General features: G+C 63.8%; 12 protein-coding genes and 1 pseudogene. 7 read left to right on the plus strand and 6 right to left on the minus strand.

Annotation, left to right across the window (positions count from 1 at the left end):
- Positions 1 to 11 precede the first annotated feature (11 nt).
- Together QA600_RS08170 and QA600_RS08175 are read right to left on the minus strand one after the other, a co-directional pair.
- Positions 12 to 917 carry an NmrA/HSCARG family protein gene (locus QA600_RS08170; protein WP_278291451.1) on the minus strand — a complete coding sequence of 302 codons (906 nt, stop codon included), beginning with the start codon at positions 915 to 917 and terminating at the stop codon, positions 12 to 14.
- 235 nt (positions 918 to 1152) lie between these two features.
- Positions 1153 to 1713, minus strand: coding sequence for a GMP synthase subunit A (locus tag QA600_RS08175; protein ID WP_278291452.1), 561 nt, complete (start codon positions 1711 to 1713; stop codon positions 1153 to 1155).
- Between the two features lie 90 nt (positions 1714 to 1803).
- On the opposite strand from QA600_RS08175, the gene QA600_RS08180 reads away from it, so the two are divergent.
- Positions 1804 to 1941 carry a hypothetical protein gene (locus QA600_RS08180; RefSeq protein ID WP_278291453.1) on the plus strand — a complete coding sequence of 46 codons (138 nt, stop codon included), beginning with the start codon at positions 1804 to 1806 and terminating at the stop codon, positions 1939 to 1941.
- A gap of 37 nt (positions 1942 to 1978) precedes the next feature.
- Here the strand turns inward: QA600_RS08180 and QA600_RS08185 are convergent, their stop codons facing one another.
- The gene (locus QA600_RS08185) at positions 1979 to 3196 is read right to left on the minus strand and encodes a proteasome-activating nucleotidase (protein WP_278291454.1); all 1218 of its coding nucleotides are present in this window, start codon (positions 3194 to 3196) and stop codon (positions 1979 to 1981) included.
- 125 nt (positions 3197 to 3321) lie between these two features.
- Here QA600_RS08185 and QA600_RS08190 point away from each other — a divergent pair, with 125 nt between their 5' ends.
- The 3 genes from QA600_RS08190 (at position 3322) to rad50 (ending at position 7836) form a co-directional block, all read left to right on the plus strand.
- Positions 3322 to 3591, plus strand: coding sequence for a helix-turn-helix domain-containing protein (locus tag QA600_RS08190; RefSeq protein WP_278291455.1), 270 nt, complete (start codon positions 3322 to 3324; stop codon positions 3589 to 3591).
- Positions 3592 to 3703: 112 nt separating this feature from the next.
- A complete protein-coding gene (gene mre11 / locus QA600_RS08195) occupies positions 3704 to 5161 on the plus strand; it encodes a DNA double-strand break repair protein Mre11 (protein ID WP_278291456.1) in 1458 nt (485 codons plus the stop codon).
- Entirely contained in the window at positions 5158 to 7836 is a 2679-nt protein-coding gene (gene rad50 / locus QA600_RS08200; protein ID WP_278291457.1) for a DNA double-strand break repair ATPase Rad50, read from the plus strand. Before mre11 ends, rad50 begins: the two co-directional genes overlap by 4 nt.
- A gap of 27 nt (positions 7837 to 7863) precedes the next feature.
- Here the strand turns inward: rad50 and QA600_RS08205 are convergent, their stop codons facing one another.
- The 3 genes from QA600_RS08205 to QA600_RS08215 are packed head-to-tail and all read right to left on the minus strand — an operon-like array spanning position 7864 to position 9147.
- Entirely contained in the window at positions 7864 to 8355 is a 492-nt protein-coding gene (locus tag QA600_RS08205; protein WP_278291458.1) for a hypothetical protein, read from the minus strand.
- Positions 8352 to 8903, minus strand: a complete 552-nt coding sequence (locus QA600_RS08210; RefSeq protein WP_278291459.1) for a hypothetical protein — start codon at positions 8901 to 8903, stop codon at positions 8352 to 8354. The genes QA600_RS08205 and QA600_RS08210 overlap by 4 nt, the downstream gene beginning before the upstream one ends.
- A gap of 55 nt (positions 8904 to 8958) precedes the next feature.
- Complete coding sequence (locus QA600_RS08215; protein ID WP_049891401.1) at positions 8959 to 9147, minus strand: hypothetical protein; 189 nt, start codon at positions 9145 to 9147, stop codon at positions 8959 to 8961.
- Between the two features lie 110 nt (positions 9148 to 9257).
- Here QA600_RS08215 and QA600_RS08220 point away from each other — a divergent pair, with 110 nt between their 5' ends.
- The 3 genes and pseudogenes from QA600_RS08220 to QA600_RS08230 all read left to right on the plus strand — a co-directional run.
- Entirely contained in the window at positions 9258 to 13301 is a 4044-nt protein-coding gene (locus tag QA600_RS08220; protein ID WP_278291460.1) for a DNA polymerase domain-containing protein, read from the plus strand.
- A gap of 213 nt (positions 13302 to 13514) precedes the next feature.
- Positions 13515 to 14423 (plus strand): ABC transporter ATP-binding protein, encoded by a 909-nt coding sequence (locus QA600_RS08225; protein ID WP_278291461.1) that lies wholly within the window; start codon positions 13515 to 13517, stop codon positions 14421 to 14423.
- Between the two features lie 61 nt (positions 14424 to 14484).
- Positions 14485 to 14799 (plus strand): annotated as a pseudogene (locus QA600_RS08230) (Fe-S cluster assembly protein SufB); the annotation flags it as partial.

Genomic DNA, 14799 nt, shown 5'->3' on the forward strand with positions numbered 1-14799 from the left:
ACTCGAGAGCGCTACTGCATCGCCTTGACCCAGCCCGGAACCGAGGCCATCCCCTCCTTGTCCTCCCAGCCGTGCTCGCGGAGGTAGGTCTCGAAATCGGTGAACTCGAAGCCGAAGCGATTTTCGAGTCCCTCGAGATCCGCACTGTAGCCGACCTCGTTGAACCACTCGCACATGACGGTAAACTCCTCGCCGAAGGAGTCGTAGGCGTCCTCGATCGGGACGTGGACGGGTTCGACGTCGCGGCCCGTCACCTCGGAGAGGGTGTTGGCCGCTTCCGCCAGCGTGAGTTCGTCGCCCGCGAGTTCGATGCGCTCGCCGACGAACTCGTCCGGGCTTGCGAGCGCGACGGCGGCGGCGTGGCCGACGTCGTCGGTGTCGATCATCTGCAGGGAGACGCCCTCCTCGAGGGGCAGCGCGATCTGACCGTCCTCGACGACGTCCTCGGCGAACGCCTCGAAGTTCTGGAAGAAGAACACGGGGCCGAGGACCGTCATCGGGAGCTCGAGGTCCTGGGCGTACTCGTCGATCTCCTGTGCCGAGTCGAAGTGGGGGACGCCGGTGTCCTCCCAGTGGCTGCCGACGCCGCTGAGGACGAACTGGTCGACCCCCTCATCGGCGGCGACCTCGGCGATGTTTTTGCCCTGCTGGACCTGTGCGTCGTAGCCCTGTGTCCAGAAGTTGGTGACGGCGAAGACGGCGTCGGCCTCGGCGACGTGGGGGGCAAGCGACTCCTTCTCGTCCAGATTGCCTTCGACCATCGTTACCCCTCGCTCGGACAGCGCCTGGGCCGTCTCGCTCGAGGCGTCCCGCGTGAGTCCGTAGACGTCGAACTCGGTGTCGCTCTCGAGCAGGTGATCGACGACCGCGCCGCCCTGGTTACCGGTCGCGCCGGTGACGAGAACGCTCGTGCTCATGTTCCACCCCGTTCGTCGGTCGCGGTCGGTGCGGCGAACTCGGCTCGAGCGGCGGCGGTTTGTGGTTGCATTACGTTACCTGATTCGCCACGTAACCATATACGCGTTTGGCGACACCGAAGATACCACGTAACACCGGTGTTATCGGCCCGTGTGCGCCGAGCCGTCGCTGTCCGGAAGCTCGGTTCGAAAAGAGCGAAACGCAGACCGGGAACGGGAAGAGACGCTCCGTTCGTTACGCGCCGTTTTTCTTGCAGATCTCGAGGAAGTTCTCGAAGATCTCCTCGCCCTCCTCGGTGTGTGCCACTTCAGGATGCCACTGGACGCCGTAGAGGTCGCGATCGGCGTCGCTCATCGCCTCGACGTCACAGACGTCGCTGCGTGCGGTGCGTTCGAACCCGTCGGGGAGTTCGGTGACCTCGTCGGCGTGACTCGCCCAGACTCGCGTCTCGGGGTGGAGACTGCCCGTGAGCGGATCGTCCTCGTCGACGATCTCGACGGTCACGTCGGCGTAGCCGCCGTACTCGCCGCTGCCGACCGAGCCGCCGAGCTCCGTCGCGATCAGTTGCATCCCAAGACAGATCCCCAGGACGGGGACGTCCGACTCGAGGTATTCCGCCGAACGGCCGATCCGATCCATGTCGGGACCGCCCGAGAGGACGACGCCGTCGGCGTCGACGTCCGCGGGATCCGTCTCGTTGTCGATCAGTTCCGCCTGGACGCCGAGGTCCCGAAGCGCCCGCTGCTCGAGGTGGGTGAACTGTCCGTGGTTGTCCACCACGACGATCTTCGTCATTACGACGGTATAGCCAGTCGGCCGGTAAAAGCGGACCGGAACCGCGAGTTCGTCGGTACGTTTATGGACGCCTCCCCGGTTCGTACCCACATGGCAATCGATACACGCGAATTCGAGCATCCCGCCTGGCTCACCGCGGGAAGCACCGTCGCTGGCTACCTCCTGATCATCGCCGTGCTGACGGCGGCGCTGTTCGTGGTGCCGTGGCTCGTCTTCGCCGCGCTGTAAAGAGAAGACGACGGGACGAGTCGACCCGGCAGTTCGATTAGGCGAACGTCTTCGAGACCTCGTCGGTCTCGTCGGTCTCGGCCTGAACTTTCTCCCAGGCGCCGCGGAAGTCCTCCATCCGGATCTCGGTGCGGTCGTCGCGGATGGCAAACATCCCGGCCTCGGTGCAGATCGCCTTGACGTCGGCGCCCGACGCTTCTTCGGCCTCGGCGGCCAGCTCCGAGAAGTCGACGTCGTCGGCGACGTTCATGCCGCGAGTGTGGATTTCGAAGATGATCTCGCGGCCCTCCTGGTTGGGCTTGGGGACCTCGATGAGGCGGTCGAATCGGCCCGGCCGGAGGATCGCGCGATCGAGCATGTCGAAGCGGTTGGTCGCGGCGATGATGCGGATCTCGCCGCGGTCCTCGAAGCCGTCCATCTCGCTGAGGAGTTGCATCATCGTCCGCTGGACCTCGGCGTCACCCGACGTTTTGGACTCCGTGCGTTTGGCGGCGATGGCGTCGATCTCGTCGATGAAGATGACGGCCGGCTCGTGCTCGCGGGCGACCTTGAACAGGTCCCGCACGAGCTTTGCGCCCTCGCCGATGAACTTGTGTACGAGTTCGGAGCCGGCCATCTTGATGAAGGTGGCGTCGGTCTGGTTGGCGACGGCCTTCGCGAGCATCGTCTTCCCGGTTCCCGGCGGGCCATAGAGCAGGACGCCGCTCGGCGGCTCAATGCCGACATCGTCGAACATCCCGGGCTTCTCGAGGGGCATCTCGACGGTTTCACGCACTTCCTGCATCTGCTCCTCGAGGCCGCCGATGTCCTCGTAGCTGACCTCGGGGCTCTCGGTGACCTCCATCACGCGGGCCCGGACGTCGGTCTCGTTCGAGAGGGTCTTGACGATCGACAGCGAGTTGTTGACGGCCACGCGGGCGTCGGGTTCGATGTCCTCGCGCATCTCCTCGGTCACTTCGGTCAGCGCTTCCTGGTTGTTCCCGTGTTGTTTGATAATAACGCCTTCGTCCGTCAGTTCCTGGACCGTGGCGACAAACAGGGGAGACTGCTTGAGCTTCTTGTTCTCGTGGGTAAGCCGCTCGAGCTTCTGCTGATACTTGTTGTTCTCGGCGTTCGCATCGAGGAGCTTGTCGCGCATCTCCTCGTTTTGCGACTCGAGAATCTCTAACCGATCCTCGAGTGCCTGGATTTTCTCCTGTTGGGACGCCTCGTCCTCGTCGTAGGGGAGGTCGACGTCGTCCACAGTGTCGCTCATCACTCGTGAGTTGGGTGTTGGCTCATAAGAGGCTTCGGGTAACTACAGCCCCGCCGGAATATTACCATAGGACATAGAATGAAACAGAAAATATTATCAGGCCGTATTCGCAATGGGAGTACAGGATGAGTTCTCTAGAGTCGCCACAGCCCGAACCCACGAACCGGGGGTCGTGGGACGACGTCCGCGAGCTCCCGCCGAGTGCGAAACTTGTCGCGAAAGTTCTCGAGTACAACGACACCATGACCCAACAGCAGATCGCCGAGGAGACGCTCCTGCCGGCGCGGACGGTCCGGTACGCCCTGAACCGGCTCGACGAGGAGAACGTCGTCGACTCCCGCTTCTCGTTTTCCGACGCGCGCAAGCGTCTGTACAGCCTCGACATCGAATCGTAACGGAACCTCAGACCGATCCCGCGCGAGGGGGTAAGCTTCGTTTTCATTAGCGCGCTCTACTTTCACTCCGGTCGCGGAATCCATTTAGGGCCCCGTAATCAACTCCCGGTAGATGACGCGGGTGATACACACGGGCGACACCCACATCGGGTACCAGCAGTACAACTCGCCCGAGCGACGACGGGACTTCCTCGAGGCGTTCCGGAGCGTAGCCGAGGACGCCATCGAGGGCGACGTAGACGCCGTGATCCACGCCGGCGACCTCTTTCACGACCGACGGCCGAACCTGGTCGATCTCCAGGGGACCGTCGAGATCCTCCGCTCGCTCGAGGACGCGGACGTCCCCTTCCTTGCGGTCGTCGGCAACCACGAGGGAAAACGCGACGCCCAGTGGCTCGATCTGTTCGCCGACCTCGGGCTCGCGACCCGACTCGGCGCCGACCCCTACGTGCTCGACGATATCGCGTTCTACGGCCTCGACTTCGTGCCCCGCTCCCGACGCGAGGAACTCGAGTACGAGTTCGCCCCGATTCCCGACGGGGCGGCACACGCCGCGCTCGTGAGCCACGGCCTGTTCGAGCCGTTCCCTCACGCCGACTGGGACACCGAACGCCTCCTGGCGGAGTCGACCGTCGAGTTCGACGCCGTCCTGCTCGGTGACAACCACCACCCCGACACCGCCGAACTGCGGGAGACGTGGGTCACCTACTGTGGATCGACCGAACGCGCAAGCGCCAGTGAACGCGAGAATCGGGGGTACAACCTCGTCGCGTTCGAGCCCGGCGAGGAGCCGGCGATCCGGCGCCGAGGGATCGAGTCGACCCGCGAGTTTGTCTTCGTCGACGTCGAACTCGCCGAGAACGAGGGCGTCGACCGGGTCCAGGAGCGGGTCCGCCAGCACGACCTCGAGGACGCGGTCGTCATCGTCACGATCGAGGGTGAGGGGAAGCCGATCGCGCCCGCGGCCGTCGAGGAACTCGCCGTCGGCCGCGGCGCGCTCGTCGCTCGCGTAAATGACCGCCGGGAGCTGCCCGACGAGGGCGAGGGAGTCTCGGTCAGCTTCGCCAACCCCGACGACGCGGTCCGTGAGCGGGTTCGCGAACTCGGCCTCAGCGACGCCGCCCTCGAGATCGACCGCACCGTTCGGGACAACGACCTCGCGGACGCCAACGTCCGCGAACGGGTCGAGCGACGCACGCGGGAGCTGCTCGAGGACGACCAAACGGCCTTCGAACCCGCACCCGATCGGGAGCCGGGCGACGAGGACGTGTCAACGGTCGCCGATCAACTGACGGACGCGGACGGCTCGGAGGTAGCCGACGTGCAGGCGAACGATGCGGAGCCGACCGACGCGGCGACGGAAGCAGCCACCGACGAATCCGCAACGGACGACTCGAGCGCGGATTCCGAACCCGACGTCGCCGCGACGTCCGACGACACTGCCGACGGCGACGGAGCCGAAGGGAACCGACCGTCGGCCGACGAGACCGATGACGCGGAGTCGGGGGACCGGACCCAGTCGAAGCCGAGCTCCGACGGCGAGTACGCTTCGCTGGGTGATTTCGAATGAGGGTCGACCGCGTCCGCCTGCGTAACTTCAAGTGTTACGGCGAGGCCGAGCTCGGCCTCGAGCGGGGGGTGACGATCGTCCACGGCGTCAACGGCAGCGGGAAGTCGACGCTGCTCGAGGCCGTCTTCTTCGCGCTGTACGGCTCGAAGGCGCTGGGCGATCGCACCCTCGACGACGTGATCACGACCGGCGAGGAGGAGTGTGAGGTCGAACTCGAGTTCATCCACGACGGTCGCAGCTACCGCGTCGAGCGACGGCTCAAGCTGCGGGGTGAGCGCGCGACGACGACCAAGTGTGTTCTCGAGGGGTCGGACGGGACGATCGAAGGGGCCCGAGACGTCCGTCACGAGGTGACCGAGCTGCTGCGGATGGACGCCGAGGCGTTCGTCAACTGCGCGTACGTCCGCCAGGGCGAGGTGAACAAGCTGATCCACGCCTCGCCGGGCGAGCGCCAGGACATGATCGACGACCTCCTGCAGCTGGGCGCGCTCGAGGAGTACCGCGAGCGGGCGAGCGACGCCCGACTCGGCGTCAAGTCGGTGCTCGACGGCCAGCGCGAGGTGCTCGAGGACCTCCGCGGACAGATCGAGCGCAAAGAAGCTCAGGAGCTCCACGAACAGCTCAACGCCCTCGAGTCGAGCCACGCCGACGTCGTCTCGAAGATCGAACGCTTCGAGTCCCAGCGCGAGAACGCACGAGAGACCCTCGAGACGGCCGAGAACGTCCTCGAGCGCCACGAGGAGACCCGCGAGGAGATCGCCGACCTCGAGGAGGGAATCGAGGAACTGCGCTCGAAGATCGCCGAGACCGAACGGAAACGGGAGAACGCCGGTGAGACCCTCCGCGAGCGCAGGAGCGAACGCGAGGAGCTCGAAGACGAGCGCGACGGACTGCTCGAGGAGGCCGAACTCGAGACGGGCGACGCCGACGCGGTCGAGTCCCGGATCGAGGAACTCGAGGCCCGCGACGAGGAGCTCCGGGACGACCTCGAGGACGTCCGCGTCTCGATCACGGAGCGAAACGGCGAGGTAGAGCGGCTGCGCGAGGAGGCCGACGAGCTCGAGTCCCAGGCCGAGCAGGCCCGCGAGGAGGCCGAGGAGCTCGACGAGCGGATCGAGAACGACCGCGAGGCCATCGCGGATCGCGAGGAGACGGTCGACGATCTCGACGACGACGTCGAGTCCGCCCGCTCGGCGTTCGACGACGCACCGGTCGCGTTTGGTGAGGCCGAGAACCACCTCGAGGAACTGGAGAGCGACCGCGAGGAGCTGGTCTCGACGATCAACGACGTCACCGCCGAGATCCGGTCCGTCGAGAACGCGATCGAGGAGGGCGAGCGGCTCCGCGAGGCGGGGAAGTGTCCAGAGTGTGGCCAGGACGTCGCAGGCTCGCCCCACGTCGACGTCCTCGAGGAGAAGCGTGAGACGCTCGCGATGCTCGAGGAACGGCTGTCGGGTCTCGAGGACGACCGCGAGGAGCTCGAGGAGCGGATCGAGCGCGCCGAGTCGCTGGTCGAGGCCGAGCGACGCGTCGACCGCCTCGAGGAGAACCGCGAGAACGTCGCACAGCTGCTCGAAGAGAAGCGCGAGAGCCTGGAGGACCGACGGGAACAGCGGGATCGACTCCGCGAGGAGGCCGACGAGCATGAGCGCGAAGCCGAGACGAAACGCGAGCGGGCGACCGAGCTCGAGAGCGAGGTCGCGGACGCGCGGACCGAACTCGGCGAGATCAACGCAGAGCGCGGCGAGATCAAGGAGCGCCTGGAGGCGCTTCGTCGGATGAGCGAGATCGAATCCGAGCGCGCCGACCTTGCCCGCGAGATCGAGACGCTGCGGGAGCGGCGCGCGGACTGGGAGACGATGAACGACGAGCGCCGCGACCAGCTCTCGGCCGACCGCGAACGCAAGCGTGAACTCGAATCCGAGTACGACGACGATCGGATCGAGACCGCTCGGACGAAGCGGTCCAACGCGGAGCAGTACCTCGAGAGGGTCGACGAGAAGCTTGCGGAACTCGAGTCCGACCGCGACGAGCTACAGGGGAAGATCGGCGGCGTCGAGGAGAAACTCGAGGAACTCGAGCGGCTCCGGGAACGTCTCGAGACCGTCGAAGACAAACTCGAGCGGCTCGACTCGCTGTACGACGAGGCCGAGACCCTGCAGACGACCTACGGGGAGTTGCGCGCGGAGCTTCGCCAGCGAAACGTCGAAACCCTCGAACGACTGTTGAACGAGACGTTCGACTTGGTCTACCAGAACGACTCCTACGCCGCGATCGACCTCGACGGAGAGTACCGACTGACCGTCTACCAGAAAGACGGCGAACCGCTCGAGCCCGAACAGCTCTCGGGCGGAGAGCGGGCGCTGTTCAACCTCAGCCTGCGGTGTGCGATCTACCGGCTGCTCGCGGAGGGCGTCGAGGGAACCGCGCCGATGCCGCCGCTGATTTTGGACGAGCCGACCGTCTTCCTCGACTCGGGACACGTCACGCAGCTGGTCTCGCTCGTCGAGTCGATGCGGGATCTGGGCGTCGAACAGATCGTCGTCGTCAGCCACGACGAGGAGCTGATCGGCGCGGCGGACTCGCTAGTCCGCGTCGAGAAGGACGCGACCTCGAACCGGTCCCGGCTCGAGCGCGGCCGACCGACGGAGGCGGCGCTGCTGCGTTCGGACTGACGGGTTCGAAACGGTGCGGAGAGCCGATCAGGAGTCGGATGGGGTCCCGGACGGATCGTCGTCAGTCGATCGAGTCGCGGCCGACTCCTCGTCGATGTCCGCACCGATGGCCTCGAGCGCGGCCTCGGCGTCGTCGGTGAGCCGATACCCGCGCTCGCCGGCGACGTCGGTTTCGGCGATCAGGTCCGCGGCCGTCAGCACCGTGAGTCGGCCGTGGAGATCGCTCTCGCAGCAGTCGTAGACGCCGATCATCTCGCGAACGCCAAGCGGACCGCGCTTGCCGAGTTCGACGAGCAGCCCGAGACCGGTCTCGTCGTGGACGGCCGACAGCAGCGTTCGGACGGGTTCCTCGACCGTCCGGGCGGCAGTCTCGAGGACGGACTCCTCGGCCAGGTGCTCGAGGCGGTCGTTCTGGACGTAACACTCGTTTCCGGTTTCGGGATCACGAACGAGACTCGCGTGCTCGGAGCGTTTGAGAAGGACGTATCGCTTCCCGGTGTCGTCTTGGACGGATTTCATGTGCGGTCGGGGTCGTCGGGTGATCGGTGTTTGGACTCCGGCTCCGAAGTCGTTTCGCCGGGTGTTGACGGTTCGGTATCCGTGTCGGCACCAGTGTCGGTGTTGGCGTCAGTGTCGGTGTCGTCATCCGTTGTCGGCGGATCCTCGTGGCTCGTCGCTCGGTAGTTTCGGTAGCGGCGGACGGCGAACCCCGAGAGGACGACTCCGCCGGCGACGAGAGCGAAACCGTTCGTCGAGGGACCGTCGAAGAGCAGAAACAACACGCCGACCGAGAACGCGAGCACGGCCGCGTTGACGACGAGCACGATCGACCAGAACGCCTGTAGCAGGTCGCTCGAGACGTCGGTTTCGACCGTCGTCTCCGCGTCAGCCGACGCTCCGAACTCCGAGCGTAGGTCCGACCTGAGGTTGGAGCCCGCGTCCTCGGTCGACACTCGAGGGATCGTCAGCGAGTCGCTGTCGGGGTCGGTGAACTCCTCTTCGGGATCGGTAAACTCCTCCTCGGGGTCCCACTCCTCGGGTTCGTGTTCGGATCGGTCGAACACCACACGGTCAAAGACGGGAAGCGCAAGGAAAAGGATTCGCGTTCACCTGCGGAGAGCGTTAGACGAACTCCTCGAGCGTCAGCGTTCTGTTCGCCTCGACCCACGCGAGGGGGTTCTCCGCGTCGTAGAACACGACGCCGTCCTCGATCTCGTAGGCCTCGATCGTCGCTGTGCCCTCGGGTTCGCTACTCGGTTCGCCTCGATCCGCCACCTCGTCTTCGTTGGCACGAATGGACACATCGGTCACCTCAACCCTTGCTATGTGTTACCACATTATATGCTTTGTTCTTCCTTCAGTTTTGGGTGGTATCGACGGGAATGGTGGGTTTTTAACCGGCGGCGCCAAACGTCGACACAATGACCGAGGCGGGCCAGACCGGACTCGCGGAGTTTTCCCGCGAGTCTTCCGAACGGCCGGACGAAGAGGCAGCCGCCGTCGCCGGCGACGGGACAGGAGAGAGCACAGCAGTGATCGACGTTCGTGAGGAGACGCTTCCGGAACCGACGGGAGCGCTCGAACTCGCCGTGATGCAGGTCGACTACACTATCGCCGGCTACGGCGACGACGAACGCCCGATCATGCACGTCTTCGGCCGGACGGCCGACGGCGAGCTCGAGCACGTCCAGGTCGTCGGCTTTCGCCCGTACTTCTACGCGCCGACGGAGTCCCTCGAGCGGCCGCCCGAGGAGGCCTACGACCGGCTCACCGGCAGCCGCGAGGTCGGCGAGGACGGCGAGCCCTACGAGAGCATCCGCGGCGAGAAGCTGACGAAGATCTTCGGCCAGACGCCGCGGGACGTCGGCCAGGTCCGCGACGAGTTCGAACACTACGAGGCCGACATCCTCTTTCCGAACCGGTTTCTCATCGACAAGGACGTTCGCAGCGGAATCCGGGTTCCCGAGCGACGGGCCGACGACGACTCGCTGGTCGTTCCCCACGAGGAGGTCGAGGCGGCCGACGTCGACGCCGAACCCCGGGTCCAGACGTTCGACATCGAAGTCGACGACCGATCGGGGTTCCCAGAGGACGGCGAGGAGCCGATCATCTGTCTCACGAGCCACGACTCCTACCGAGACGAGTACGTCATGTGGCTCTACGAGGCGCCGATCGGCGACGGACCGATCCCCGACGCGGTCGAGGAGTACGATCCCATCGAGGGACCGCTCGACCACGAGGTACGGAGCTTCGAGGAGGAAGAAGCGATGCTCGAGGCCTTTATCGACTACACCCGAGCAACTGACCCCGACGTGTTGACGGGGTGGAACTTTGAGGACTTCGACGCGCCGTACCTGCTGGATCGACTCGAGGTGCTCCAGGGCGGCCACGAGTACGACCTCGAGATCGACCGCCTCTCGCGGGTCGACGAGGTCTGGCGCAGCAACTGGGGTGGCCCCGATATCAAGGGTCGGGTCGTCTTCGACCTGCTATACGGCTACCAGCGGATGGTCTTCTCCGAACTCGATTCCTACCGGCTCGACGCCGTCGGCGAGTCCGAGCTTGGGGTCGGCAAGGAACGCTACGCCGGCGACATCGGCGACCTCTGGGAGGGTGATCCCACCCAGCTGCTCGCGTACAACCTCCGAGACGTCGAGATCTGCGTCGAGCTCGACCGCCAGCAGAGCATTATCCCCTTCTGGGACGAGGTGCGCGCGTTCGTCGGCTGCAAGCTCGAGGACGCCCCTACGCCCGGCGACGCGGTCGACATGTACGTCCTCCACCAGGCCCACGGGCAGTTCGCGCTACCCTCGAAAGGCCAACAGGAAGGCGGGGAGGAGTACGAGGGAGGGGCCGTCTTCGACCCGATTACTGGGGTCAAAGAGAACGTAACTGTTCTAGATTTGAAAAGTCTGTATCCGATGTGCATGACGACGATCAACGCCTCGCCCGAGACGCGGGTGGATCCCGCCGAGTACGACGGCGAGACCTACACCGCGCCGACCCAACCCGAGCCCATCCACTTTCGCAAGGAGCCCGACGGCGTGATGCGCGAGATGATCACGGAGCTGCTCGCCGAGCGCGAGGAAAAGAAGGGGCTTCGGAACGACCACGAGCCCGGCTCACCCGAATACGAGCAGTACGACCGACAGCAAGGAGCTGTCAAGGTTATTATGAATTCGTTGTACGGAGTGTCGGGTTGGGAACAATTCAGGCTATATGATAAAGAAGCCGCATCTGCAATCACCGCTACTGGGCGCGAGGTAATCGAATTTACCGAGACTGCTGCAACTGAGTTGAATTATCAAGTTACATACGGTGATAGTGTTACTGGCGATCGGCCAATAGTTGTTCGCGGTCCAGACGGGTACGTCCAAACTACACCGATCGAAACGTTGTTCGAACGCGCGACAGCGACGGTCGGATCCTCGGTCCTCATCACCGCTGATGGAGGACCTGTCGGCTCGGCCCCGATTGGAAAAGAACGGCGTGAACTCGACGGTTGGGACGCGCTATCGCTGTCAAACGAGGGTACAGCCGAGTGGCAACCGATTCAGCAGGTGATCCGTCACGAAACTGATGATCCAGTCGTTACGCTACAGCACAAGTTCGGCGAATCAACGACGACTCGTGATCATTCGTTCGTCGTCGAAGAGGGGGGAGAGTACGTCGAAGCGACACCCGAAGAAGTCGATGAGCCGCTTCGAATCCCGGAGTTACCAGCTGTAGATTCCGTCGAAACCATCGACGTGTACGAGGTACTAGATGGATATACACGAACATACATGGACGGCCGAAGTGTCGGTCGAGCGAACGCAGCGGAGAAGGTAAAACGCGTTCATGCGGACGACGAGTACGTCTGGTTCGGCCATCGCCACCATGGTGACCTCGAGTCGGCTATCAAAGTGAAACGACACGTCGATATTCACGCCGAAGAGGGAAGAGCGCTCATCCGCCTCCTAGCAGCGTACATCACAGAAGGTAGTGCATCGACAGCCGAAACCTCTGAGGCGAAGTTTGGCGCATCGATCGCCGAATCACGTCCCGAGTGGCTCCAGCAGATCAAAACGGACTACCATTGCCTTTTCGAGAACGCAACAACGACCGTCATCGCCTCCGATACTCGTGACGAGCGAACGATCGACTCCGAGTCGCTTCGAGACGGACCACCGATCTCATACGACGATCGAACACAGAAGCTCCAGATGATGAACGAACTCTCTGCGGTATTCTTCCGTGAGTTCGCCGGCCAGACGTCCCACGGAAAACGAATTCCGTCGTTCGTCTTTCATCTCCCGGACGATCTTCAGGAACTGTTCTTGGGTGTCCTCGTCGAGGGTGATGGCTCTCGAAAATTCCCCCGATACTCCGCTGAATACTGCGAACGGAACTTCGATTACGAGACAGTGAGTCGTGAACTCGCTGCTGGACTCTCCACACTGCTCACTCAGCGCAACCAGAAACACTCACTGAAGTATCGCGACGAAAAAGAGAGCTATACGATCAGGACGTGCGATTACTATCGATCCGGCCGCGATCCGGTGAGACGCGAGACCGAACACGATGGGTACGTGTACGACCTTAGCGTCGCTAAAAATGAGAACTTCGTCGATGCAGTCGGTGGTATCGTCCTCCACAATACCGACAGCGTGATGCTCGAGCTCGGACCCGACGTCTCGAAGTCCGAGGCGATAGAGCAATCGTTCGAGATCGAGGAACACATCAACGACCGGTACGACGACTTCGCACGCACCGAACTCAACGCGGAGTTCCACCGCTTCCAGATCGAGTTCGAGAAGCTCTACCGGCGCTTCTTCCAGGCGGGCAAGAAGAAACGCTACGCCGGACACATCACCTGGAAGGAGGGGAAAGACGTCGACGACATTGACATCGTCGGCTTCGAGTACCAGCGCTCGGACATCGCCCCGATCACGAAGGAAGTCCAACACCGCGTGATCGAGATGATCGTCAGGGACGGCGATATCGAGGGCGCCAAGGAGTACGTCCAGGGCGTCATCGAGGACGTCCGCACGGGCGAGGTGAGCCTCGAGGAGATCGCCATCCCGGGCGGGATCGGCAAGCGCCTGGACAACTACGACACCGACACGGCCCAGGTTCGGGGCGCCAAGTACGCAAACCGGATGCTCGGGACGAACTTCCAGCGCGGAAGCAAGCCCAAACGCCTCTACCTCGAGCGCGTCGATCCCGCCTTCTTCGAGCGACTCGAGGACGAGGAAGGGCTCGACGCGCGCCGGGATCCCGTCTACGGTGCGTTCAAGCGCGACCCCGACGTCATCTGCTTCGAGTACGACGACCAGATCCCCGAGGCGTTCGCGGTCGACTACGACACGATGCTCGAGAAGACGCTGAAGGGGCCGATCTCGCGAATCCTCGAGGCGCTGGACGTCTCCTGGGAGGAGATAAAGTCGGGCCAGGAACAGACCGGGCTCGACCAGTACTGGTAACCGTCGCTCGACAACGTCACCTCGCGGACTCGTGTGGGACGGCATCGGTCGGTTCAGCGCCCGACGGCTCGAAACCGTCGGCGGTGCGGCGGTTTGCATCTACCGCTCGGCGCTTCTCGTTCGGTGAAATATTCTTGGTTATTCGAAACCGTATCCAACCGCATACGAAACCGTTATCAGGCGGACGACCTACGGTTCACACGACAGACTACTATGGCACGCCTCGAACTACGCAACCTGCACGCGGAAGTGGCGGACGGCGACGAGAAGATCCTCGAGGGCGTCAACCTCGAGGTCGAGTCGGGCGAGATCCACGCCCTGATGGGACCGAACGGCTCCGGGAAGTCGACCTGTGCGAAGGTCATCGCCGGCCACCCGGCCTACGACGTCACCGAGGGCGAGGTCCTGCTCCACCTCGAGGACGACGAGTTCGGCGAGGACATCGAGATCGACGAGGACCAGCGCACCTGGAACCTTCTCGAACTCGAGCCAAACGAGCGGGCGGCGCTCGGCGTCTTCCTCGGCTTCCAGTACCCCGCCGAGATCGAGGGCGTCACGATGGTCAACTTCCTGCGCACGGCGCTCAACGCCAAGATTGAGGAGCGAGAGGAGCTCTTCGAGGGCGAAGACGGCGACGAGGAGGACGAAGAGGAAGCCGGCTTCGAGACGTCCCCGATGGAGGGAGATGTCGACGAAGGCGAGGTCGGCGTCGCCGAGTTCCAGGAGATCCTCCAGGAGAAGATGGAACAGCTGGACATGGACGAGCGGTTCGCCCAGCGCTACCTCAACGCCGGCTTCTCCGGCGGGGAGAAAAAGCAGAACGAGGTCCTTCAGGCAGCCATCCTCGAGCCGTCGGTCGCCGTCCTCGACGAGATCGACTCCGGGCTGGACATCGACCGTCTGCAGGACGTCTCGAACGGGATCAACGCCCTGCGCGATGAGCAGGGTACCGGGATCCTCCAGATCACCCACTACCAGCGTATCCTCGACTACGTCGAGCCCGATCACGTCCACGTGATGCTCGACGGCCAGATCGCAAAGAGCGGTGACGCCTCGCTCGCCGAGGAGCTCGAGGACAAGGGGTACGACTGGGTCCGCGAAGAGGTCTACGGCACGGCGTAACCGAATTCGACTAGAACAATCGTAATAACGCTGCAGCCGTAAACACGAATACATACCAATCATGAGTTCCGAACAAGACCACCTCAAAGAAACCGACACCGAGGCGCGCTTCGAGTTCAAGAAGGAGCAAAACGCCGCCGTCAAGTCCGACAAGGGCCTGACCGAAGAGGTCATCCGGATGATCTCCGAGGACAAGGACGAGCCCGACTGGATGCTCGAGCGGCGTCTCCGCGCGCTCAAGCAGTACCAGAACATGCCGATGCCGACGGACTGGCCCGGTCAGCCCGACCTGACCGAGCTGGACATCGAGGAGATCGTTCCCTACATCCGTCCGGACGTCGACAAGCGCGAGGGCGTCGACGACTGGACCGAGCTC

The sequence above is a fragment of the Natronococcus sp. A-GB1 genome (assembly GCF_029688845.1).
GTDB lineage: Archaea > Halobacteriota > Halobacteria > Halobacteriales > Natrialbaceae > Natronococcus.